This is a genomic window from Mesorhizobium sp. M7D.F.Ca.US.005.01.1.1, from assembly GCF_003952545.1.
Taxonomy (GTDB): Bacteria; Pseudomonadota; Alphaproteobacteria; order Rhizobiales; family Rhizobiaceae; genus Mesorhizobium; species Mesorhizobium loti.
The window spans coordinates 2044041-2067527 of sequence record NZ_CP034453.1; the positions used below are offsets into that span (position 1 = coordinate 2044041).

The following is a 23487-nucleotide window of genomic DNA, read 5'->3' on the forward strand; positions in this document are numbered from 1 at the left end:
AGGTCGCGCCGATGATGAAACTTGCCGAATATCGCAACCGTAGCAGCCGGCTCGCCGACTTCCTGCCCTGGGCGGCATTGGTCCGCGTCGGCGTGGTCCTCAACAAGGACGGCAGCTTCCAGCGGACCGCGCGCTTTCGCGGCCCCGATCTTGACAGCGCCGTCCCGGCCGAACTGGTCGCCGTCGCCGGCCGGCTCAACAATGCCTTGCGCCGTCTCGGCTCCGGCTGGGCGATGTTCGTGGAGGCGCAACGCCATGCCTCGACCGGCTATCCCGACAGCCACTTTCCGGATGCGGCCTCCACGCTGGTCGATGCCGAGCGAAAGGCTGGCTTCGAGGAGGCTGGTGCCCATTTTGAGTCCAGCTACTTCCTGACGCTCACCTATCTTGCGCCCGCCGAAGACACGGCGCGCGCGGAAAGCTGGCTTTACGAAGGGCGCGAGAAGAAGGGCCTGGACCCCAATGCGGTGCTGACCGGGTTCACTGACCGCAGCGACCGCCTCCTGCGCCTTGTCGAAGCCTTCATGCCGGAGTGCCGCTGGCTCGATGACGCCGAGACGCTGACCTATCTGCATGGCTGCGTCTCGACCAATCGCCACCGTGTCCGCGTTCCCGAAACGCCGATGTATCTCGATACCGTGCTGGCCGACCAGCCGCTGACCGGCGGGCTCGAGCCGCGCCTTGGCGCATCGCATCTGCGCATTCTCACGGTCACGGGTTTCCCGACCGCGACCACGCCGGGTCTGCTCGACGACCTGAACCGGCTGGCCTTCCCGTATCGCTGGTCGACCCGCGCGATCCTGCTCGACAAGAACGATGCGACCAGGCTGCTGACAAAGATCCGGCGTCAATGGTTCGCCAAGCGCAAATCGGTCGCCGCGATCCTCAAGGAGGTGATGACCAACGAGGCTTCCGTCCTCGTGGACACCGACGCCGCAAACAAGGCCGCCGATGCCGACATGGCGCTGCAGGAACTCGGCGCCGACTATGCCGGCATGGCCTATGTCACCGCGACGGTGACGGTTTGGGACGACGATCCCCGCACCGCCGACGAAAAACTGCGCCGGGTCGAAAAGGTGATCCAGGGCCGCGATTTCACGGCAATGATCGAAACCATCAACGCCGTCGACGCGTGGCTCGGCAGCCTGCCGGGTCATGTCTACGCCAACGTCCGTCAGCCTCCCATCTCAACGCTCAATCTCGCCCACATCATCCCGCTTTCCGCGGTGTGGGCAGGCGAGGTGCGGGACGAGCATTTTGCAGCGCCCCCTCTGCTCTTCGGCAAGACCGAAGGCTCGACCCCGTTCCGGCTTTCGCTTCATGTCGGCGACGTCGGCCATACGCTGATCGTCGGCCCGACCGGCGCCGGCAAGTCCGTGCTTCTGGCACTGATGGCGCTGCAGTTCCGCCGCTATGCGGGGTCAAAGGTTTTCGCCTTCGATTTCGGCGGCTCGATCCGAGCCGCCGCACTCGCCATGGGCGGCGACTGGCACGATCTCGGCGGCGATCTCAGCGATGGGGCGATCGACAGCGTCAGCCTTCAGCCGTTCGCCCGCATTCATGATGTCCCCGAGCGCGCCTGGGCCGCCGACTGGATCGTGGCGATCCTGACGCGCGAGAATGTGACGATCACGCCTGAGGTCAAGGAGCATATCTGGACGGCGTTGAGCTCTCTGGCGTCCGCGCCCGTCGAGGAGCGCACCATCACCGGTCTGGTCGTGCTGCTGCAATCAAATGATCTCAAGCAGGCATTGCGCCCCTATTGCGTCGGAGGCCCCTACGGCCGGTTGCTCGATGCCGAGCGCGAGCATCTCGGATCGGCGTCGGTCCAGGCATTCGAAACCGAAGGGCTGATCGGAACGGGTGCCGCGCCCGCGGTCCTGTCCTATCTCTTTCATCGCATCGAGGACCGGCTCGATGGCTCGCCAACCCTTCTCATCATCGACGAAGGCTGGCTTGCGCTGGATGATGAGGGCTTTGCCGGCCAGCTCCGCGAATGGCTGAAGACGCTGCGCAAGAAGAACGCCAGCGTCATCTTCGCCACGCAGTCGCTCAGCGACATCGACGGCTCGGCGATCGCGCCGGCGATCATCGAGAGCTGCCAGACCCGGCTTCTCCTGCCGAACGAGCGCGCCATCGAGCCGCAGATCACGGCGATCTATCGCCGCTTCGGCCTCAACGACCGGCAGATTGAGATCATCGCACGGGCGATGCAGAAGCGCGATTACTACTGCCAGTCCCGTCGCGGCAACCGGCTGTTCGAGCTTGGGATGTCCGATGTGGCGCTCGCGCTCTGCGCTGTATCCGCGAAAACCGACCAGGCCGCGATCACCCGCATCGTCGCCGAGCATGGCCGAGACGGCTTCCTCGCAGCCTGGCTCAGCCACCGCGACGTGGGCTGGGCCGCTGAACTCGTTGCCGCACTCACCAGCCCCGCCCTCACCAACAAGGAGAAGTCCCCATGAAAATACGCCGTTCACTTGCCATGCGGCTCGCTGCCGCCCTGCTTGCCGTACCCGCCGCATTCTCGCCCATGCTGGCGACGCCGGCACAGGCGCTCATCGTTTTCGATCCCTCGAACTATTCGCAAAACGTCTTGACGGCAGCGCGCTCGCTCGAGCAGATCACCAACCAGATCACCTCGCTTCAGAACCAAGCGCAGATGCTGATCAATCAGGCGCGCAATCTCGCGACCCTGCCGTTCTCCTCACTGCAACAACTCCAACAGTCGGTGCAGCGCACCCAGCAATTGCTCGGTCAAGCGCAAAACATTGCCTATGACGTCCAGCAGATCGATCATGCCTTCCAGCAGAAATACGGCAACGTCTCGCTGTCGGCTTCAGATCAGCAACTCGTCGGCGACGCGCGCTCGCGCTGGGGCAACACGGTTGGTGGCCTTCAGGATGCCATGCGTGTGCAGGCGGGCGTCGTCGGCAACATCGACACCAATCGCAACGAGATGTCGGCGCTCGTCGGCCAGAGCCAGGGTGCGACCGGCGCGCTTCAGGCAACACAGGCCGGCAACCAGCTCCTCGCGCTTCAGGCGCAGCAACTCGCCGATCTCACCGCAGTCGTTGCCGCGAACGGTCGGGCGCAGGCGTTGCAATCGGCCGAGCAGGCCACCGCCGCCGACCAGGGCCGGGAGCAGCGCCGCCGCTTCCTGACGCAGGGCTCGGGCTACCAGCCCGGCAGTGCGCAGATGTTCTATGGCAAGAACTGAGGCCGGCGCCATGGAAGGCAAGATCTTCGCTCGCATCGGCGCAGTCGTCTTCATGGCGATCGCTTTGACAGTGACTGTGATCGAGATGAGCACCAAGGACGATGAGCCTGACGCCCCGGCGATGCGGGACCGTTCCATCGCGTCACAAGACCCGCTCGCGTCCGAATTGCGCCGCTGTTCCCGGATCGGCGAGGCCGGTCCTCGCGATCCCGGCTGTCTGAAAGCGTGGGCAGAAAGCCGGCGCCGGTTTCTCGGTCAGCAGGCACCGGCAACGGCGACTGCTCCGGTAGCGCCGACAACGCGGTTTCCGGATGTAGCGGCGTCAGCCAACCGGAAAGAAGGAAAGCGGAGGGATGTGACAGCTCCCGCGATGCAGGTCGAGCCGCCCCGGCCGGAGATTCGCTGACATGGGCGGCATGGGCGTCATCGACCATTTCCTCGAAGTCTTCACGCGCTACATCGACGGCGGCTTCGGCCTGCTCGGCGGCGAGGTCGGCTTCATCGCCACGACCCTGATTGTCATAGACGTGACGTTGGCGGCGCTCTTCTGGTCCTGGGGGGCGGACGACGATATCATGGCGCGCCTCGTCAAGAAGACGCTGTTCGTCGGCGTCTTCGCCTATCTCATCTCCAACTGGAACAATCTCGCCCGCATCGTCTTCGAAAGCTTCGCCGGGCTTGGCCTGAAGGCCTCGGGAACGGGTTTTGCCGTCGACGATCTCATGCGCCCGGGTAAGGTGGCGCAGACCGGGCTCGACGCCGGCCGGCCGTTGCTGGACTCGATCTCGAACCTGATGGGCTATTGGTCCTTCTTCGAGAACTTCATCCAGATCGCCTGCATGTTCTTCGCCTGGGCGCTGGTGCTGCTGGCCTTCTTCATCCTGGCAATCCAGCTTTTCGTCACCCTGATCGAGTTCAAGCTGACGACGCTCGCCGGTTTCGTGCTGATACCCTTCGGTCTGTTCGGCAAGTCCGCCTTCATGGCCGAGCGGGTGCTCGGCAACGTCATTTCGTCCGGCATCAAGGTGCTGGTGCTCGCCGTCATCATCGGCATTGGCTCGACACTTTTCTCCGAGTTCACCGCAGGGTTCAGCGGCAACACGCCGTCGATCGACGACGCGATGGCGATCGTGCTGGCCGCGCTGTCGCTGCTTGGCCTTGGCATCTTTGGACCTGGCATCGCCAACGGGCTCGTCTCCGGCGGTCCGCAGCTTGGCGCGGGCGCGGCGGTCGGTACCGGGCTCGCCGCCGGCGGCATGGCAGCAGTGGGCGCCGCGACCGCCGGCGCCGTCGTGTCCGGAGGCGCGGTCGTCAGCGGCGGTGCTGCGGCGGCGGCCCGTGGCGGTGCCGCCGCCGCGGGCAGGGCATCCGCAGCCTACGGCCTTGGCGCGGCCGGACAGTCAGGTGTTTCAGTCGTCGCATCAGGTCTCGGCGGTGTCATCAGCGCCGGTGCCCAGGGTGCCATCTCACCGCTGAAGCGCGCGGCCAATCATGCGGCAGGCAGCATGAAGCACAGCTTCCAGTCCGGCGCTCGCGCTGCCTTCGAGACGACGGGCGGATCCTCCACTGCTGGCACAGTCGGCGCAAACGCCGCCGAAGTCGCGTCCGCTTCCGTTGCGTCCTCCGCCACCGAAAGTCAGCCCGCCTGGGCGAAGCGCATGAAGCGCTCACAACAGATGACCCATGGCGTCCAAGCCGCCGCCCACGCCGTTCGCAGTGGCGACAGCCATGGCGGCGGCTCCTCTATCAACCTCTCGGAAAGAGACTGAGCATGTTCAAACGACCGTCCACGCATTACGGCAGATCCCCACAGCCCGAGACGCCCTACCAACGCGCTGCCCAGGTCTGGGACGAGCGCATCGGTTCGGCTCGCGTGCAAGCGCGCAATTGGCGTATCATGGCCTTCGGTTGCCTGGCGCTCGCCGCCGGGGTCTCCACTGCACTCATCTGGCAGTCCGCTAATGGTTCGATCGTGCCCTGGGTGGTGCAGGTCGATCGTCTCGGCCAGGCGCAGGCTGTGGCGCCGGCGGTCGCCGACTATCAGCCCAACGATCCGCAGGTTGCTTTCTACCTGGCGCACTTCATCGAACAGGTGAGGTCGATCCCCGCCGATCCGATCATCCTGCGGCAGAACTGGCTGCGCGCCTATGACTTCACGACACAAGGCGGGGCGCTGGCGCTCAACGACTATGCGCGCGGCAATGACCCGTTCACCAAGGTCGGCAAACAGCAGGTTGCCGTCGACGTCTCGTCGGTCATCCGCGCATCCCCAGTGAGCTTCCGCACCGCCTGGGTCGAACGCCGCTATCAAGACGGATCACTCGCTTCCACGGATCGCTGGTCCGCCATTCTCACCATTGTCGTGCAGCCCCCGCGCGACGCCGACACGCTGAGGAAGAACCCGCTCGGCATCTACATCAACGCCGTCAACTGGTCGAAGGAGCTTGGACAATGACGCCCGCACCCTGCAAAGCCACCCACTGGGGATGTCCAACGTTCCTCATCCACGCAGTGCCGGCCTTCCGCAAGATAGCCTTTCCAGCACTTCTGCTTTGCACTTCGGCGCTTGCAGGCTGTGCCACCAGGCAGAAGCCGCCGGAGATTTCCTATGACGATCCGATCCCGGCCGTGCAGGCCGTCGATCCGCCCGCGCCCGTCAAGGTGGTCGAGCTGTCAAAGCCGCTACCGCTTCCCGGTCAGTTGAAGCCGGTCGGGAGGGACGCGAAGCCCCAGCCGGAACCGACCGATCCGACGGCGCGCGTGAATCTCGCCAACGCCGCCGCGCGCATCCAGCCTGTCCGCAATGGCTTCATCAACTCGATGCAGGTCTATCCCTTCATCGATGGCGCGCTCTATCAGGTCTATGCCTCGCCTGGGCAGATCACCGACATCGCCCTGCAACCCGGCGAACAACTCGTCGGCTCCGGTCCCGTCGCCGCTGGCGACACTGTGCGCTGGATCATCGGCGATACCGAGAGCGGTATTGGTGGGACCACGCAAGTCCACATCCTCGTCAAACCGACGCGGGCGGAGCTGACAACCAATCTCGTCATCAACACCGATCGGCGCACCTATCACATGGAACTGCGCTCGACACCGTCGACCTATATGGCATCGGTTTCCTGGCAATACCCGCAGGACCAGCTGATCGCCTTGCGCCGTCAGAACCAGCAGGCTGAGGCCGCGCAGCCGGTCTCGACAGGCATCGATCTGTCGCGCGTCAATTTCCGCTACGAGGTGACAGGCGATCGCGCACCGTGGCGCCCGCTACGCGCCTTCGACGATGGCAGGCAGGCGTTCATCGAGTTCCCGCGGGGCATCGGTCAGGGCGAGATGCCGCCACTCTTCGTGGTCGGGCCGGAAGGCGACACGTCCGAGCTGGTGAACTATCGCGTGCGCGGCAACTACATGATCGTCGACCGGTTGTTTGCCGCCGCCGAGTTGCGGTTCGGCGCCGGCAAGAACCAGCAGCGCATCCGCATCTCCCGCACCGATGGGGTGGGGAGCAGTCGATTTTCATGGATGCGTGGCCCTGGTGAGACCCCTCGCGCCACGAACCTGCGAGGAGACAGCGGAGGGTCGCCATCATGAGCGAAGGATTGGATCCCGGGAAGGAAGAGGGCCGGGGGCCGGTGGAGGACGCGTGGCCGGAGGCCCTGGCCGATAATGGTTCCTTGCCGTTGACCGGCGAGCCGGCCGCGGCCATGCGGCTGCGCGCCGAGCCGCCGCGCGTAACACGTGTGTCTCGCAAGGCGCTTGCCGGATTGGGGCTCGCGGCAAGCCTCGCTGTCGGCGGTGCGCTGATTTACGCGCTTCAGAACCGTCAGCAAGGCCAGGGGCAGGAGCTGTATTCGACCGACAATCGTTCGACGCCCGATGGGCTCGCGGGCCTGCCGAAGGACTATGCGGGCATTCCCAAGCTTGGCCCGCCGCTTCCCGGCGATCTCGGCCGCCCGATCCTCGCCGCACAGAATAGCGGCCCCGCCCTGTCGACAGGCCCCGTGGGACCGGACCCGGAGGAGCAGCGCCGGGAGCAGGAACTGGAAGCGGCGAGGACCGCGCGACTGTTTGCGTCCACGCAAACGCGGCCCGCAAGTGACGCGACCGTCGCTCGGCCTGGGACAGACGCCACGCCACGGCCCGACCTCTCCAACCTTGGCCTTGCGCCGCAGCCAGCGACGCCCTCGGCGCAGGACCGCCAGCGCGCATTCCTCGATCAGCCGCCGGACAAACGCACCGTCTCACCTGATCGCGTCGTGGCGCCGGTGTCGAAAAACGTCCTGCAGGCTGGCGCGGTCATCGCGGCCGCCCTCATCACCGGCATTCGCTCCGACCTGCCGGGCCAGATTACCGCCCAGGTGACGGAGAATGTCTATGACAGCCCCACCGGCCACGTCCTTCTCGTTCCGCAGGGGACGCGCCTCATCGGCCAGTATGACAATGGCGTCGGCTTCGGCCAGCGTCGCGTGTTGCTGGTCTGGACCAGGCTGATTTTTCCCAACGGCCGATCCTTCGTTCTGGAACGTGAACCTGGCGCGGACGCCGAGGGCTATGCTGGCCTCGAGGATGGCGTCGATTATCATTGGGGCGAGCTGTTCAAGGCTGCAGCACTTTCCACGGTTCTGAGCATCGGGGCGCAAGCAGGCTCATCGAGCCAGGAGAGCGACATCACGCGCGCTCTGCGCCAGGGTGCTTCCGACAGCATCAGCCAGACAGGTCAGCAGATCGTCCAGCGGCAGCTCAACATAGCGCCGACGCTCACCATCCGACCGGGATTCCCGGTGCGCGTTATCGTCACGCGCGATCTCGTGCTTGAACCTTACGGAGGCTGAAAATGACCAAGCTGAAACTTGGGCCAATCGCCGACGATAAACCTGTTAAGGTGATGGTGGAACTCCCCGCTTCATTACATCGTGACCTGACCGCTTACGCCGAAATCCTCGGCCGCGATGCGGGGCAAAGGCCCACCGATGCGCCGCGCCTCATCGTTGCGATGTTGGCGCGGTTCATGGCGACGGATCGAGGCTTCGCCAGGGCAAGGCGTTCGGAGGGTGGTTGAAGGCAGGACCACTGAAGCAAACCGGGTCAGTGGCGCCTCCCAGAGTCACGGCGTGATTTCAGAAAATCGCGCCTTCCTGCGTTGACGGGGAAACACGGAGATGCCGGCCGCCGCTGCCGTCTCAGACAAACCATCCGCTATCGGCGACAGTCCCGGACGTCAGGTCGTCTTGATGCCGATTTTGCGGCGCTTCGCCGGTGCCGGCGCGGGCGGCGCCTCGGGTTCAGGTGCCGCGGCCTTCCGTCCCAGACCGATCGCCTTCGCCAGCCGAGACCGCTCAGCGGCGTAGTTCGGAGCAACCATCGGATAATCGGACGGCAGGCTCCATTTTGAGCGATACGCATCCGGCGTGAGATTATAGTGGGTGCCGATGTGCCGCTTGAGCGATTTGAACTTCTTGCCGTCTTCAAGGCAGATGATGAAGTCCGGCATCACCGATTTCTTGATCGGGACAGCGGGTGCGGACTTCTCTTCCGGCTGGGTTTGAGGTGCTCCCTGCAGCTTGCTGACCGCTGCATAGGTATCAGAAATCACGCGAGCGAGTTCGGACACCGGAAGCGGGTTGTTGCTGACATAGGCGGACACGATGTCGGCGGTCATCGCCAGCAAATCTGCGCCGGACTCTGTAAGATCTTCAGGCATTTGGTCAACCCTCTCAAGTGCTCTCAGTGTCTGTGGCCCCCGCCTGTGTCAGTGACCTCGCTACAGGAAAGCGCACCGGTTGCACAAGACCGGAAATCGCAGCCGACGAACCCAAGAGACACCGACGTCATTCACATCCGCCGAAGTGCAAGGCGGAACTATCGATACTAACCACTCGCCTGAAGCCTGCCTAGGCGCACCTCAACCCATGGAAGTCAGCCGTGAACCTTGGCGATAGAATCGAGAAAGAAAGAGAGCTCGTTGCTGCCGTCGTTTGATCGCGAAAGCTCAATTCGTTCGACGCCTTTGGTGAAGCATTCGTCGCTGCTCGGAAGATCGTCGAGGCCTTCCCTAAGCCTCTAAATACCCAGCGCGGCAAACCGCCGTGTCGCAGGCCCTCGTCGGCTATACCGCGGCAAAACGGGAGGAGGAGGCGGCCGCAAAGGAGGAACAGAAACTTGCCGCCGGCTTATGGGGCGCGCCGGCGCAGTCCAATCCGGGTGTCTGCGCGAAACTGGCGGTCATGCTCGAAACAGGGCAATCGTGCGAGGATTGTTCCGAATTCCCCTGGCCGCAACTTCGTGTCGCACTGTCGGATCTGATGCGCTTGGGCGATATCGCGGACCTCCCAGCGCCTGGCGTCGCCGTTAGCACTCCCGATATCGGAGACTGACGAAGGCGTCGCGCTCCCGCTCCGGCTCAAGGCGCATCTGCGAGTAGCCGTCCCTGAATCGCCGATGCTCTCGGGTAAGCCACCAGCGTTCAAATTTGCACCAAGTAAAATACCTAGAATTGGTGAAAGACGAACGCTGGCAGTCCAAAGCATTATTCGGCGATGCCTCCAGCGAAGGAGATGTCGTGATGTCGAAACTCGACAAAGGCAAGGGCAAATCCATTTTCGGGAAAATTATCGCGGATGCGGAAGGCAAGCGGCGTCGCCCGCTTTCCGTGGGTACAGCTCGGGCTAGCGCCCACCACGGCGAGCTTTTGCAAGGCGTTTTTGAGGACGGGGAGGGGCGTCTTCCCAGAGGCCTCGTCACGCTTCCGCTGCCTTCGCAAGAATCGACGGTCACTTTCTGGCCACGAAAGGAGGGTGGCATCCGAACGCGTCCAGAGAGCAGGACCAAGGCAGCTCGGGCCGCGGAACTGACGCTTGGTCACTTGGGCCTAGGCGGACAGGGTGGCGATCTCACGATCGAGAGCGCGATCTTGATCGGACACGGCTACGGCTCATCCACGGCCGACGTGACAGCCACGATCCGCGCCGTTGCCGCTTCCGCAGGAACGACACTTCGTCAGTCAACGGTTGCCCGATTGGCGGTAGCGGCTGAAGGCGCCAGCGATGCCATAGCTTACCAGGATCAGGCGATCCTCTTTGCGCACCGGGAAGGCCGTCCAATCGAACATTTCGGCGGAGAATTTCCGCCTCTTTTCGTTGTTGGGTTCCGCGGCGCCGCGGACCAGCCCGTAGACACTCTGGGGATGCGCCGAGCCCGCTATGACAGCGAGGAAATCGAGACGTTTCGGGCGCTTCGAGGTTTGGCTCATCGTTCTGTCCGGCTGCAGGATCCGATGTTGCTTGGTCGGGTTGCGACGGTGAGCGCTTGCATAAGCCAGAGACATTTGCCCAGGGCCCATTTTGATACGGTGCTTGCATTGTCTCAGTGGTTTGGCGCCTGCGGAGTTCAGGTCGCGCACAGCGGCACTTTGATCGGCATCCTCCTGGATGCGAACGCGCCAAAGGCCGCTTTGCGTGCCGGTGAAATCGCGAAGACAGCGACCGACACAGGTTTCGCCGATGTTCAGATGTTTTCGCTCAACGCGGAAGGTGCGGTGCTCCAATGACGCAAGATGGAGATTACCTGCGTGCCTTCGAAACGCCGCGGTTCGCAAGGCTTGCGCCCAATCTGAACGCAGCCTGTTTCTCGCTGATGAAGCTGATGCCGGCGCGTTTCATGGTCGATCGTGCGGAAGCCACCGGCGGCATTGCGCGAGGCGGCCATATTGTCGAAACGACATCCGGCACTTTCGGCCTCGCCATTGCTATGCTGGCCGCCGCCCGCGGCTATGGTCTTACGCTTGTTACCGCCTCAAGCCTGATCGACATCAAGCTCACGCGGCGCCTCGAGCAGCTGGGGGCAAAAGTCGTGGCGATTGCCGATCCGAAGGGAGACGGCAATCAACCTGGCCGTCTTGACCATCTTCAGCAGATCCTGTTGCAACAGCCAGGTACCTATTGGCCGCGGCAATACGACAGTCCCGACAACCGGCTTGCCTATGCGCGCCTTGCCGACATGGTGGTGCGTTCCTTTGGCCGGATTGACTGCCTGGTTGGCTGTGTGGGGACGGGGGGATCCCTGTGCGGTACCGGTGGTTTTCTACGCGAGCTGTTTCCAGAAATCCGGATCGTGGCGGTCGATACGCACAGGAGCATCCTTTTCGGCCAGCCTGTCGGGCGGCGTATGCTGCGTGGGCTGGGCAACAGCGTCCTTCCGCAGAACGTCAGGCACGACATGATCGATGAGGTTCACTGGGTGGGGGCCTTGCCAGCCTATGCAAAGTCTCATGAGCTGTTTCGAACGCATGGCGTTTTCATGGGGCCGACGAGCGGGGCAGCCGCTTTGGTCGCCGATTGGTTTGCCCGAAAGAACCCCGGAGCAGCCACCGTCGCAATCATGCCTGATGAGGGGCATCGCCACGCCGACACAGTCTACAACGAGGATTGGCTCGCCACCTTGCAGGGCTGGCCTCTGGCGTTGCCCCTTGAGCCAACCCACATCGACCAGATCAGACCCGCCGCGGAGACTGCCTGGACGCGATTTTCGTGGAACCGGCGAACGTTGCAATCGGTGCTGAGAGATCAGGCATGATCGCGACAGCGATTGTTGGGAAGCTGCGGGAGCCCCATCGGCTTCAAGGGCCACCTGTCTTTGATTCTCACATGGGGTGCGTCACGCGCCGCAGAAAATCACGGGTACGGTCATGCTTCGGATCGCGAAGGATCTCCCCGGCGGGACCTTGCTCAACGATGCGACCTCCATCGAGGAAGAGCACTCTATCGGATACTTCGCGGGCGAACTGGATTTCGTGCGTGACCACGAGCATCGTCATGTCTTCGTCGGCAAGGACACGCATCACCTGCAGCACCTCGCCCACCATCTCCGGGTCGAGAGCAGATGTGGGCTCGTCGAAGAGAATGGCCTGCGGCCGCATTGCCAGGGCGCGTGCGATGGCAACGCGCTGCTGTTGGCCACCGGACAGCGACGAGGGATATGAATTGGTCTTTTCCGCGAGTCCCACACGGTTCAGAAGCGCCATGGCCCGCTCACGGACCTCTTGCCTGTCTTCCTTCAACACATAGACGGGGCCCTCCATGACGTTCTCCAGGGCCGTGCGATGCGGAAACAGGTTAAACTTTTGAAAGACCATCGATACACGGGTGCAGATTGAGTGGAGGTCTGGCGAGGCCGCGTCGACAACGACGCCGTCGATGCTGATGCGACCGCGCTGGTAGTCTTCCAGCCCGTTTACACAACGCAGAAGTGTCGACTTGCCCGATCCCGATGGACCTATCAGGCATACGACCTGACCCTTGGCGATTTCTGCATCTATACCTCTGAGAACTTCGTGGCGGCCGAACGATTTATGCACGTTGTCAAACGCAATCATCCCGCCTGCTCCATGTGGATCTCAACGCGCCGCATAAGGAAATTCAAAGGGATCGTCAGGCAAAGATAGAGAGCGGCTACAAGGGTAAAGACGGTCATATTGTCGAAGGTTGACGATGCCAGCATCTTTCCCTGCATGGTCAGTTCCTGCACCGAGATAACCGACACAAGCGATGAATCTTTTAGGAGCATCACCATGTTGTTGGCGTACGGGGGCAACACGATCCGCAATGCCTGTGGAAGCACGACACGGCGCATCATCAAAGGCCGGCGCATGCCGATCGATTTTGCTGCTTCAATCTGTCCCTTGTCGACTGCTTCAATTCCGGCCCGGAACGTTTCGCCAAGATAGCAAGAATGGGCCAGACCCAGACCGAGCACGCCAGCCTGGAGCGCGGTCAGGTTGATGCCTATGTCGGGTGCGACGAAGTAGATATAAAACAACACGACCAACAGCGGGATGCCGCGCAGGAACTCAACGAGAAAGCGCGCCGGGACGGAGAGGGAGCTGATTCCTGACGTTCTCATTATCGCCCACACCAGCCCCAGAGCTGTCGCAAGACATAATGCAAGCGTCGTGGTCAGCACCGTCAGCCAGACACCGCGAAGTAGAATGGGCAGATATTCTGTTGCGTTTGTAACGAATGTGCTCATGGCCTGCCTTTCCGAATACCGAGTTTCACCTCCCAGATCAGCGTTCGGTCTGATCGACCAACTGGCTGTCCCATCGCTGGCGGATGGATCGCCTCAAAGGCCATATTTGGACAGGATTTTCGCCAGTTCGCCGTTCTTCTCAAACTTGGCTATCGAAGTGTTCACCTCGTTCAAAAGCTGCGAATTGTTCTTGGCCACCGCCAGGGCAACCTTACCCTCGTTCAACGGTCGATAGCCGCCTACAAGACGAACACCAAGCTTGGGATTTCGCGAACTCTGGTACGCCACGATGGGCCTGTCGCCGAAGCCAGCCTTGATGCGCCCTAGAACGACGTCACGCATCATGTCGGCGATCGAGTCATAAAGCTTTACCTGGCCGAACACGCCTAACGCCTGCAAGGCGTCGGCATATGTCGAGCCGATTTGTGCGCCGACATCCTGGCCCTTGAGTTGATCGATCGTATAATCATTGCTGTCGCCAGCGGCGACAAACATCGCTTCCCCATAGGCGTAGACCGGAATGCTGAAGTCGATAATTTCCTGGCGCTTGGCGGTCACGAACATGCTGGCGGAGATGAGGTTGATCTTGCCGGTCGTCAGTGCGGGGATCAGAGCAGGAAAGGCATTGATCTGAAATTGGACATCCGCTCCGATGTCCGCCGCGATGGCCGTGGCAAGGTCGACCATCGCACCAGTTGGCTTTTGCGTTGCTGCATCAACGAATGTGAATGGCACTCCGGTAGGGGTTATTCCGACGGTAATTGTTTCCTTTGCCATAGCAGTGGCGGCGATAAAAATTGCTGCTATGCAGGGGATGATAAATCTCGAAATCACAGAACTTCTCCCTGTTTGTAGTGGCTGATTTGTTGCCGGCATCAGTTGCGCCCTTTCAAGCCGACCCTGTGTTTGGTCTGCTCGGATGCAACGAATGGATGCCCTGATCCGGCATGCGCCATTGATGCAGCAAGATCGTCCGGCTGAGATTGAATCAGGCGGCTTCATATCGCGAGGAACTGTGGTCCTCGTCTTTAAGCAAATGCTCCCAGGCTTCTCCGGCAGTTCCAAACACGGGCTGCCGATCTTCCGGCACTGTCGACCGATCGAGATCCTTCAGGCCACTTGCCGTGATGATCGCAACCACGCGATCGGAAGAGACGATGATCCCCTGCCGCCTCAGAGTTTCAATCGCTGCGAGAGGCGTGACCGAAGCAAGCTCGGCAAAGATACCCTCGCTGGCCGCCAGTTGTCGCTGCAGGTCAATAAGCCCGGGGTTGCCGACGCGTACAGCGGTGCCGCCCGAAAGACGAAGCGCTCGCAACGCCTGGAAGGTACTTCGCGTGGTTCCCATCGACACTGCCAGCGTTTCGAACGCGGCCGGAGCTTCCGCAATCAAGTCTGTCTTGTTGGCGAGCGCTTCAGACAGGGAGCCATGTATCTCGGCGGCAGCAAGGCGAGGAATGCGTTCGATTTTTCCCTGCTCGAGAAGGTCGGTGAAACCTTGGAACAGTCCTGCAAGGGCATCGCCGTAGCAGACCGGCAAGACGCACCAATCAGGCATCGAGCCATGCGTCTGCTCGAAGATCTCATAGGCAAGTGTCTTGTAACCCTCTATCCCCGCGGGATGGCTGCCAACGACCGGTGCCTGAAATGGCGAGGTGGCAAACCATCCAAGGCGCTCGACGCCTGCCGCGAGCAAAGGCCAGCGTTGGGATTTGTCGGCCATTGGGACAATTTTGGCACCATATTTCTTGATCTGCGCCAGCATCGCGCCGGCGGTTCCCGCGAATGTGACGACGACGCATCGCAAACCTGCCCGTGCGGCGTAGGCGGCAAGTGAGGCGCCGGCGTTTCCCGAGGAGGCCGTGGCAATAACCCGCGCCCCGGCTAAACGCGCCATTGATACCGCGACGGTCGAGAAACGATCCTTGTGAGACCATGTCGGGTTTCGACCTTCGTCCTTGATAAGAAGATTGGGAACGCCAAGCGCGCTGCCTATCGTCGTCGCAGGCAGGAGCGGTGTCAGACCCTCGCCAAGGGATATTGCGTCTCTGGACGCGCAAGGAAGCATGTCCGCGTAACGCCACAATGAAGGAAGCTGGTTTTGCGGTGTCTCACCGTGAGGTGCGAGCGTCTGACAATTGTAAGCCACTCTCAGATTGGCAGGCGCGACGGAAACACAAATGGGGCAGCCTCGGGAGTCAATCCGTAGATCGGGAGGAAAGACGGTGCCGCACCGAATGCAGGAAAATCCTGTGGCGCGGCTCATAGCGGCACCGCGATGATTTCGCCGTCTGTTGCCATCAATCGCTCGACGCCACCAGATCGAACGACGAGCATATCCTCGACCTGCAGGCCCCATCGACCGATTTCGTAGTAGGGCGTCTCCACGCATAGGACCATTCCCTCTTCGAGAACCTCACTGCTGTTCGATGAAAGCGTCGGCGCGTCATAACCATCAAGGCCGATGCCGTGGCCAACATGGTCGCGCCTGTAATGCGGAATTCCTTCGCGCTGAACGACGCGCATGACTTCGCCGAAAACATGCGATGCGGCGATGCCCGGTCGGATGATCTCGCAGGCGTGTTGGACTCCGCGCAGCAAGGCCCGGTGAAGGCGCCGGGCCTCAGGAGGAGGCTCGCCCAATGTTGCGATGCGGGCAACGTCGGCGCGGTAATGGTGAAATCGACCACCGACGTCAAAGCGTATGATCTCACCGATGCGCAACCTGCGATCAGATGGCTGAACGTTCATGAGCGCGCTGCGCTCGCCAAAACCGATGCATCCCAGGACCGGGAACGCGCCATCTTCGATGGTCTGGACATGAAACGCGCGCGCGAGATCAAGTTCGGTCGCGCCTACCTTGGCAACACCAAGCGCGGCCTCGATCGAACGTTCGGCAATTCGAGCGACCTGTCTCAGCCGATCGATCTCGTGATCCGTCTTGACCGCGCGAACTTCGCGCAGCAGCGCCGCCGCCGGCGTGATTTTGACGTTTGGCAAACGTGCCGCCAATGCCTCCAGATGTCCGCTTGCAAGGCCGGTTTCGTCAATGCCGATATGACCATTTCCAAGGCGTGCCTCCTCCAAACCCGCCACGAGGGCAGCTATGGCATCTCGGTGTGGCGGCAACCTGCGAAGCTGGAGGTGTTCCTGGCCCACTGGATCGCCGACCGCATTGGGGCTGAGCTCTGCATGGAACTCTCCAAAGCGGCGAACCTTCGCAGCACCCACGTCTTGGTCGGCAACGAGATCAAGCGTGCTTGTGCTGGTAATGATTTCTGGCGCACCCCGGTTGGAGGCGGGCCACACCACATAGGCTTGCGGACCACGGCGAATCCATTGGGGAAGGGCCCAGAATCCGCTCATGTAAGTAACGTTTTCCGGCGCCGTCGCCACGACTGCATCCAACCCGGCGTCAGTCATCCGTTGCCGTAGCCTTGGTTCGTTAAGCAGCATGACTGGGATCCTCGGTCTGATGGCTGGTGGCGCCGCGATAGCCAAGGCTGGCGGAAATTCGGGTGGCGGCTGCCATGACCGTCTCGCCTACCTCGGCGATTTCGACGTGCGGCCCGACCGAGCGGGGATAGGCTACGCTTATTCCTGCAACAATTGCGCGCGACGCGTCGCGAACTGGCGCGCCGATCGCAATCAGACCGGCAAAATTCTCGTCAATCGACGTGGTGTAACCGATGCCTTCCGAGGCATTGATCTGGACCACGAGCTTGCTGGTCTCGGTGACGGTTCTTGGCGTCAGGCGCTCGAGCGGGCCTTCCCCCAGAACCCCGATGACGTCCTTGGCGCTCAATTCCATCAACAGGGCTTTGCCAAGCGCCGTGGAGTGCAGGGGGAAGGTCTCACCCGGAGAGGATCGAATGACGACCGGGCTTTTGCTCTGTACGGTCAGGAGATAGAGGCCGCGATCGCCCCGCCTCACGGCGAGGAACGCATTGAAGCAACCTTCAGCGGCCAAGGCCTGGAGTTCTGTCTCCGCCAAGCCAATGAGGCGGTCCTTGCGCAGAATGTACCGCGCCAGTGCCAGAACAGAATGCCCAAGCCGGTAGCGCCGCGACTCCGCAATCTGCTCGACATAGCCATATGAGGCGAGCGTGTTCAGGGCGCGCTGCACTGCCGCAGCGCTCTGGTCGAGACGGCGGGAAAGGTCGCGCACACCAATCGGCTCATCCGTATCCTTGAGCAGATCCAGTACAGCGAGGCCGCGCTCCAACGAAAGATTGCCTGTCACAGAGTGTTCCTTATATAGGAATGATGTTCCGATTTGTGACATTTAAAGCAGCAAAGCTCGCAGCCGTCAACGACGAATGTGCACTATAGTGTGTCGTCCTAAAGTGTGCGTCATGGCGACCATGCCGCCATGGATCTACGTGTGGTTGTTGGCCTCAACGTACAGAGGATTCGGCGGCAACAAGCGCTGTCCCAGGAGGAACTTTCGTTCCGATCTGGCTTCACGCGCTCGTATCTGAGCGGCCTTGAAGCGGGGCGCCGTAACCCCACCATCCTCTCACTTGAAAAGATCGCCAGCGCGCTGGGCGCAAGCGTCGAAGATCTCATTCATCGTCCGGTGAAAGACACCAAAGCGCGCGACAGGGCGGTTGCTGATGGTGACGGAGAAGCGTAAACCGGTTTCCTGACCTGTTATAGCCCTCCGAAGACGCTCAAGCGCGTCGTGGGATGCTGCGCCGGATCAGGATTTCGACATCGACTTGAAGCGCCAGCGCCAGGACTTCCATGGTGTCCACGGTCGGCGAGTTCTCTTCGCGCTCGAGCTTGCCGACATAGTTGCGATCAAGCCCGGCAAGATCGGCGAGTTGCTCCTGCGACAAGCTCGTCGCTTGTCGAAGCAACCTCAGATTGCGGGCAAAAACCGACCTCAGCCTCATCGGGTGAGGCAGTCAGACCGTTCTCTTTAGTGCCACCTATTATAGTAATCAAACGTAGCGACACGGCTTGCGATCGAGCGGAAGTCACGTATTTTTTGCCAACTCAACATGTCGGGACGATCTCGAGATGGCGAAGACAGCTCAGTCCGTACTGCGGCACGATATCGTCGAAATCTTTGAAGCCACCGCGCTCATGGATAGCGCCATGAGCATCAAGGAAATCATCAGGCAATTGCGCGCGCGCATCCAAAATTATGGCTACGTGGCCTGTCTCATCACCAATTTGCCGAACCCGAGCACGGGCGCGCTGGATGAACATATCCTGGTCAACGGTTGGCCAGCCGATTGGTACAACCATTATATGACCGCAAAGCACTATCGTCATGATCCATGCGCTGCCTTGTGTCGAACCGCGATGGCGCCATTTCTCTGGAGCGACGTTTCCCGAGGTCGGACCGACGCAAACGCGCGGCGCGTGATGGACGAGGCTGCGGAGTTTGGTCTGCGGCAAGGAATCTGCATACCGATCCAATGCCCGTCTGGTGAAAACGCTGCCGTAACGCTTGCAGGCAGCGAGCTTGACTTGACGCCCTCGGCGCGCTGCACCGTTCACGCTCTTGCCCGTCATGCCTATTCAGCTGCCCATCGGCTTGTCGGCGGTTTGCGCAAGCACAAGCAGAGACTCTCCAAACGCGAATGTGAAATTCTGCAATGGGTCGCGGCGGGGAAGACGGCTTGGGAAGTCTCGAGAATCCTCTGCATTTCGGCGTGCACGGTCAACACACATCTACGCAACGTCAGACAAAAGCTCGACACGGCCAACATAGTGCAGGCAATCGTTGAGGCGGTTCGCAGGCATGAAATCCAGCTTTGAACCATCGTCAGATCTGAGTATGGCGCCAGCGGGAGGCGCATGGTCCTTGTTCGCATCCATCAGGGTCCAGCTATGTTCAAGGTTCACGTCGTTGATGCCGCAAACTGCGTGGCTTATCAGGAGCAACTCGATCAGTACTTCCAGCTACGCCATCAGATCTACGTAGGCGAGCGTGGCTGGCAAGCGCTGAAGCGTCCCGACGGCCGGGAGATTGACGCATTTGATACGGTGGATGCGACCCATCTTCTCGGTATCACGGCCGCAGGTCAGGTCGTCGCGGGTTCCAGGCTGATCCCAAGTCTTAAACCTCATTTAATGAGCGAGGTTTTCCCGCAACTGGTGAACGGTCGCGCACAACGCGGCAAGAATATTTTTGAATGGACTCGCTTCTTCGTCGCTCGTCATTTGCGCGAAGCCGGGCGCTCCTCTCAGGCCGCCGGTGTCATCTGCTGTGGCGTCGTGGAGTTATGCCTTCAACGCCATATCCGCCATTTGACTATCGTCTGCGAAGATTATTGGCACGAGCGTTTTGCCTCGATTGGCTGGAATCCGAAGCGACTTGGTCCCGCGAAAGAATGCGACGGCATGTCGATTATAGGGATCATGGTGGACATCTCGCCCGCAGTCCTTACGACCACGCGCCAGATCTATCGAATAGGGGGAACTGTCCTTTGCGACGACGAGCCGATTAAGCCGGTTGCTGAATGACTGATCAGAACCGTGGGTCAAACAGGCAAACTGCAAGCAAAGCCTTCAAACGGCTGGTCGTGGATGCGCAAAATTGAGCACCGCCATCTCCGTTACGCAATCGCGGCGGCAGACCTCGGCAGTTTTCGGCAGACCGCGACAAAATTCAATATCCGGCAGTCCGCCATCAGCCGACGCATTCGGGATTTGGAGAACCAGCTCGGTGCGACCCTATTCGATCGAAGCACAAGTGGTGTTGTGCCCACGGCGGTAGGTCGGGCGTTTCTTGAACGGGCTCGTGCATCCCTTATGCAACTTAACGAAGCGGCAGACATAGCGGCCGAGTCCGGAAGGGGGATGCTTCGGATCGGTTTCGATGCTTCATGCGGCGCAAGCTTTGTCACCGCGCTGCTCGGTCGTTTCGTGTCGGGGCATCGTCGCGCTCAGCCTGTCTTGGTTGAAGCCGACGTACAGGATCTACTAGCCGGGATTCGAGCGCGGCGCCTCGACGTGGCGTTGCTGACGGGTTGGTCCGAAGTGCCTGGCTGCAATGTCATCCAGCTTTGGCTGGATCGAGTAGTTGCTGTTCTGCCAGAGAACAATAGTTTGGCGCGCAAGGAGAAGATTCATTGGGGGGATTTGATGGAGATGAGCTTTCTTGGCGGACAAGGTGACATCGGAACAGTAATCCACGAGTGTCTGACCCGTGGATCGTCAGATACGGGATACGACCCGAAAGTTGAGCATCTTTCCGTGGGCAGAGACATGTTGATTGGAATGGTAAGTTTAGGCAGGGGGTTTAGTCTGACAACGCAATCGATGCCGGAGTGGCGATCTGCTGGGGTAGTCTACCGTCCGATTTTCGCGCCCGGAGCTGAATTGCCTTTCAACGCAGTCACATCCAATCTGAACGATACACAAGCTCTGCGAAGTTTCTTGCGGATGGCATTCCTTGCCCGCACCTCGACAGGACACTAGAGAAAGAACCTTTTAGGTGGGATGCGCCCAGGCCCAGAACCAACTTTGCGATAGCAGTGCAACCGGGCCCGTCTTTCCCGCGACATCAATGCAGCGAGCGGTCTTTCGCTCGGCGTAACCCCATCAAATGGAGTAACGTTATCTGTTGCGCCTCCTTTTTTCCGTGCCCTTGATGATCAGGCGTAGTCCAGTCCAGTCAACTCGTGGCGGTTTTTGAACTGTTGGGTCGCCGGCGCGCCATAATCAGTGGTCACCTTCATCCGGTCGCGCAATGAGCTGCGGACAGGCAAACGAGGCACCCGACTAGACCACCCGCAAATTCCTGATCGGTCGGCCAGGTGTCAGCGCCTCAGCCGCGGCGACGATGCCACGAGCATCAATGCCGAAATGGCGGTAGAGGTCTGCGATGGTGCCGGTTTGGCCAAAGTGCTCAACACCCAGCGCGCGTGTGCGGTGACCGTGCACGGATCCAAGCCAGGCCAAGGCTGCCGGGTGGCCGTCGATGACGCTGACGATGCCGCAATGCGAGGGCAAGCCTTCCAAAAGCCGCTCTATGTGGCTGCGTGCTTGTGAAAGGCCGTTGTCGCGGGCGCGCTGCGCCGCGGTCCAGCCCGCGTTGAGTCTGTCGGCCGAAGTCACGGCGAGAAGGCCTACGTCGCGGCGATCCTCCGCCATCAGGCCTATCGCTTCGATCGCTTCCGGCGCAATTGCGCCGGTGTAGGCAACGACGATCTGAGCATTGGGACCGGGTTTGCGCATCCAGTAGGCCCCGTTGAGAATCTCGTTCTCCAACTCGGGCGTGATGACGCGTTTCGGCTGCTCGATCGAGCGCGTGGATAGGCGGAGATAGACAGAACCGCCGGTTGCGTCGCGGAGCCACGTCACCTTATCCGATTCCGTTTCGCCCGACCGCTGCATGTATTCGAACGACCAGCGCATTATCACGGCAAGCTCGTCGACGAAGGTAGGTTCGAAGCTCGCCAGGCCGTCCTGGGCCATGCCAATCAGCGGCGTGGCGATCGACTGGTGCGCGCCGCCTTCCGGTGCGAGGGTAACGCCAGACGGCGTTGCCACCAGCATGAAGCGGGCGTCCTGATAGCAGGCATAGTTCAGCGCATCGAGCCCGCGTTCGATGAACGGATCGTAGAGCGTACCCACTGGCAGCAGGCGCTCACCGAAAATCGAATGCGACAGGCCAAGTGCCGACAGCATGATGAACAGGTTCATCTCGGCGATGCCAAGTTCCAGATGCTGTCCCTTTGGCGAGAAGGTCCAGTTATATGTCGAAGGAATGCGCTCCACCTTGAACAGATCGGCCATTTCCTCGCGAGCGAAGAGGCCTCGGCGGTTGACCCAGGCACCAAGATTGGTTGATACCGTTACGTCTGGAGAGGTGGTTACAACACGGCTGGCGAATTTCGTGTCGCCCTTGGCGATCTCATGCATCAGCAGCCCGAAACCCTGCTGCGTCGACATCGAGGGTTGGGCGCCGAATTCGAGCCGCTCAGGGACATCGATGATCGGAGAAATGTAGCGGCGGCGGCCGGACTGCACAAACGGCACGCCGGCAAGAAAGTCTCTCAGCGTGGCTTCCGGTGTAGCGAGGCCTTCGAACGGGCTCCACTCGCGGCCCTCGCGCACCTTCATCGACTTGCGCAGCGTATCGACTTGGGTAGGCGTCATCAGTCCGGCATGGTTGTCCTTGTGTCCAGCGAGCGGAAGACCGAAACCCTTGATGGTGTATGCGATAAAGCAGGTCGGGCGGTCATGCGTTCTCGCCTGCTCGAACGCATCGAGAATCGATGGCAGGTCGTGGCCACCCAAATTGCTCATCAGCCGCGCGAGATCATCGTCACTGCGTCTCTCGATCAGTCGTGAGACGTCACCCTGATCGCCGAGGTCATCGAACAGGCGCTTGCGCCACGCCACCCCACCTTGGAAAGCCAAAGCGGAGTAGAGTTGGTTGGGGCAGGCGTCGATCCATTCGCGCAGCTTCTCGCCGCCAGGTTCGGCGAACGCCGCCTGTTGAAGCATCCCGTGTTTCAGGATCACAACATCCCAGCCGAAGTTGCGAAACATGGACTCGAACCTCGCCCATAGTCCCTCGCGTACCACCGCATCAAGGCTTTGCCGGTTGTAGTCGACGATCCACCATGTGTTGCGAAGACCATGCTTCCAGCCTTCGAGCAGAGCCTCGAAGATGTTGCCTTCATCCATCTCGGCGTCGCCGATCAATGCCACCATGCGGCCTTCGGGACGGCTGGTCCCGAGGCCTTTTGCGCGAATGCAATCCTGCACCAGCGAGGAGAAAAGTGTCTGCGCCACGCCGAGCCCGACCGAACCGGTGGAGAAATCGACGTCGTCGACGTCCTTGGTGCGCGATGGATAGGATTGCGCGCCGTTGAAGCCGCGAAAATTCTCAAGCTTCTCCCGAGTCTGATTGCCGAACAGATATTGGATTGCGTGGAAGATCGGGCTGGCATGCGGTTTCACCGCAACCCTGTCCTCAGGTCGCAGAATGGAGAAATAGAGGGCAGTCAGGATCGTGTTCAGCGAGGCCGAAGACGCTTGATGACCCCCGACCTTCAACCCGTCGCCATTGTCGCGCAGATGGTTGGCATTGTGGATCGTCCAGATTGCGAGCCACAGCACTTTGCGCTCAAGTTCGGCAAGGATGGAAAGGCGTTGCGCTGTCATGATCAGGTCCCTTGAGAGGGGCAGAGCCTAAACCTCTTCAAACACGAGATGTAACCAAACTTGCCTTTGACCTGGCGATCATTTAGCTGCTTTCACCAATTTGACACTTA

The 23487-nt window shown here is 61.0% G+C and carries 24 protein-coding genes; 15 read left to right on the plus strand and 9 right to left on the minus strand.

Features of this window, described 5'->3' with window-relative positions; translation table 11 throughout:
* The first annotated feature begins 11 nt into the window (after positions 1–11).
* Genes trbE through EJ076_RS09770 form a run of 8 tightly spaced genes read left to right on the plus strand, consistent with a single transcriptional unit; the run spans position 12 to position 8279 of the window.
* A complete protein-coding gene (gene trbE, locus EJ076_RS09735; protein ID WP_109671158.1) occupies positions 12–2465 on the plus strand; it encodes a conjugal transfer protein TrbE in 2454 nt (817 codons plus the stop codon).
* The gene (gene trbJ / locus EJ076_RS09740) at positions 2462–3220 is read left to right on the plus strand and encodes a P-type conjugative transfer protein TrbJ (RefSeq protein WP_109671155.1); all 759 of its coding nucleotides are present in this window, start codon (positions 2462–2464) and stop codon (positions 3218–3220) included. Before trbE ends, trbJ begins: the two co-directional genes overlap by 4 nt.
* A gap of 10 nt (positions 3221–3230) precedes the next feature.
* Positions 3231–3626 (plus strand): putative entry exclusion protein TrbK-alt, encoded by a 396-nt coding sequence (gene trbK-alt, locus EJ076_RS09745; RefSeq protein WP_109671195.1) that lies wholly within the window; start codon positions 3231–3233, stop codon positions 3624–3626.
* A 1-nt stretch (position 3627) separates the two neighbouring features.
* Positions 3628–4989: a P-type conjugative transfer protein TrbL gene (trbL, locus tag EJ076_RS09750; protein ID WP_109671153.1), complete on the plus strand. Its 1362-nt coding sequence runs from the start codon at positions 3628–3630 to the stop codon at positions 4987–4989.
* A gap of 2 nt (positions 4990–4991) precedes the next feature.
* On the plus strand, positions 4992–5675 hold the full coding sequence (gene trbF / locus EJ076_RS09755) for a conjugal transfer protein TrbF (RefSeq protein WP_109671150.1): 684 nt from the start codon (positions 4992–4994) through the stop codon (positions 5673–5675).
* Positions 5672–6811: a P-type conjugative transfer protein TrbG gene (gene trbG, locus EJ076_RS09760; RefSeq protein WP_245462985.1), complete on the plus strand. Its 1140-nt coding sequence runs from the start codon at positions 5672–5674 to the stop codon at positions 6809–6811. The genes trbF and trbG overlap by 4 nt, the downstream gene beginning before the upstream one ends.
* Positions 6808–8052: a TrbI/VirB10 family protein gene (locus EJ076_RS09765; RefSeq protein WP_109671147.1), complete on the plus strand. Its 1245-nt coding sequence runs from the start codon at positions 6808–6810 to the stop codon at positions 8050–8052. The genes trbG and EJ076_RS09765 overlap by 4 nt, the downstream gene beginning before the upstream one ends.
* 2 nt (positions 8053–8054) lie before the next feature.
* Entirely contained in the window at positions 8055–8279 is a 225-nt protein-coding gene (locus EJ076_RS09770) for a DUF2274 domain-containing protein (protein WP_109671145.1), read from the plus strand.
* Between the two features lie 159 nt (positions 8280–8438).
* On the opposite strand, the gene EJ076_RS09775 is transcribed toward EJ076_RS09770, so the two are convergent.
* Positions 8439–8921 (minus strand): MucR family transcriptional regulator, encoded by a 483-nt coding sequence (locus EJ076_RS09775; protein ID WP_109671143.1) that lies wholly within the window; start codon positions 8919–8921, stop codon positions 8439–8441.
* 385 nt (positions 8922–9306) lie between these two features.
* Here EJ076_RS09775 and EJ076_RS09780 point away from each other — a divergent pair, with 385 nt between their 5' ends.
* The 3 genes from EJ076_RS09780 to EJ076_RS09790 all read left to right on the plus strand — a co-directional run bounded on the left by EJ076_RS09780 (position 9307) and on the right by EJ076_RS09790 (position 11791).
* A complete protein-coding gene (locus EJ076_RS09780) occupies positions 9307–9594 on the plus strand; it encodes a hypothetical protein (RefSeq protein WP_109671141.1) in 288 nt (95 codons plus the stop codon).
* Between the two features lie 122 nt (positions 9595–9716).
* Positions 9717–10766, plus strand: coding sequence for a kinase (locus tag EJ076_RS09785; RefSeq protein WP_348639825.1), 1050 nt, complete (start codon positions 9717–9719; stop codon positions 10764–10766).
* Positions 10763–11791: a PLP-dependent cysteine synthase family protein gene (locus EJ076_RS09790; protein WP_109671138.1), complete on the plus strand. Its 1029-nt coding sequence runs from the start codon at positions 10763–10765 to the stop codon at positions 11789–11791. Before EJ076_RS09785 ends, EJ076_RS09790 begins: the two co-directional genes overlap by 4 nt.
* A gap of 67 nt (positions 11792–11858) precedes the next feature.
* Here the strand turns inward: EJ076_RS09790 and EJ076_RS09795 are convergent, their stop codons facing one another.
* From EJ076_RS09795 to EJ076_RS09820, 6 genes are all read right to left on the minus strand, one after another.
* Positions 11859–12590, minus strand: a complete 732-nt coding sequence (locus EJ076_RS09795) for an amino acid ABC transporter ATP-binding protein (protein ID WP_109671135.1) — start codon at positions 12588–12590, stop codon at positions 11859–11861.
* A complete protein-coding gene (locus EJ076_RS09800; protein WP_109671132.1) occupies positions 12587–13243 on the minus strand; it encodes an amino acid ABC transporter permease in 657 nt (218 codons plus the stop codon). The genes EJ076_RS09795 and EJ076_RS09800 overlap by 4 nt, the downstream gene beginning before the upstream one ends.
* 93 nt (positions 13244–13336) lie before the next feature.
* Positions 13337–14077, minus strand: coding sequence for an ABC transporter substrate-binding protein (locus tag EJ076_RS09805; RefSeq protein ID WP_245462987.1), 741 nt, complete (start codon positions 14075–14077; stop codon positions 13337–13339).
* Positions 14078–14231: 154 nt separating this feature from the next.
* The gene (locus EJ076_RS09810; protein WP_126067726.1) at positions 14232–15509 is read right to left on the minus strand and encodes a threonine synthase; all 1278 of its coding nucleotides are present in this window, start codon (positions 15507–15509) and stop codon (positions 14232–14234) included.
* On the minus strand, positions 15506–16699 hold the full coding sequence (locus EJ076_RS09815; RefSeq protein WP_109671124.1) for a Xaa-Pro peptidase family protein: 1194 nt from the start codon (positions 16697–16699) through the stop codon (positions 15506–15508). The genes EJ076_RS09810 and EJ076_RS09815 overlap by 4 nt, the downstream gene beginning before the upstream one ends.
* Entirely contained in the window at positions 16689–17468 is a 780-nt protein-coding gene (locus EJ076_RS09820) for an IclR family transcriptional regulator (protein ID WP_245462988.1), read from the minus strand. The genes EJ076_RS09815 and EJ076_RS09820 overlap by 11 nt, the downstream gene beginning before the upstream one ends.
* 147 nt (positions 17469–17615) lie before the next feature.
* Between EJ076_RS09820 and EJ076_RS09825 the strand changes: the two genes are divergently transcribed.
* The gene (locus tag EJ076_RS09825; RefSeq protein ID WP_109671118.1) at positions 17616–17879 is read left to right on the plus strand and encodes a helix-turn-helix transcriptional regulator; all 264 of its coding nucleotides are present in this window, start codon (positions 17616–17618) and stop codon (positions 17877–17879) included.
* Positions 17880–17916: 37 nt separating this feature from the next.
* On the opposite strand, the gene EJ076_RS09830 is transcribed toward EJ076_RS09825, so the two are convergent.
* Positions 17917–18141, minus strand: a complete 225-nt coding sequence (locus tag EJ076_RS09830; RefSeq protein WP_109671115.1) for a helix-turn-helix transcriptional regulator — start codon at positions 18139–18141, stop codon at positions 17917–17919.
* A gap of 127 nt (positions 18142–18268) precedes the next feature.
* Between EJ076_RS09830 and EJ076_RS09835 the strand changes: the two genes are divergently transcribed.
* The 3 genes from EJ076_RS09835 to EJ076_RS09845 all read left to right on the plus strand — a co-directional run bounded on the left by EJ076_RS09835 (position 18269) and on the right by EJ076_RS09845 (position 20680).
* Positions 18269–19015, plus strand: a complete 747-nt coding sequence (locus EJ076_RS09835) for a LuxR family transcriptional regulator (RefSeq protein WP_109671113.1) — start codon at positions 18269–18271, stop codon at positions 19013–19015.
* A 72-nt stretch (positions 19016–19087) separates the two neighbouring features.
* On the plus strand, positions 19088–19723 hold the full coding sequence (locus EJ076_RS09840; protein ID WP_109671192.1) for an acyl-homoserine-lactone synthase: 636 nt from the start codon (positions 19088–19090) through the stop codon (positions 19721–19723).
* Between the two features lie 63 nt (positions 19724–19786).
* Positions 19787–20680: a LysR family transcriptional regulator gene (locus tag EJ076_RS09845; protein ID WP_109671110.1), complete on the plus strand. Its 894-nt coding sequence runs from the start codon at positions 19787–19789 to the stop codon at positions 20678–20680.
* Positions 20681–20983: 303 nt separating this feature from the next.
* On the opposite strand, the gene EJ076_RS09850 is transcribed toward EJ076_RS09845, so the two are convergent.
* On the minus strand, positions 20984–23377 hold the full coding sequence (locus EJ076_RS09850) for a transketolase (RefSeq protein ID WP_109671107.1): 2394 nt from the start codon (positions 23375–23377) through the stop codon (positions 20984–20986).
* Between the last annotated feature and the right edge of the window lie 110 nt (positions 23378–23487).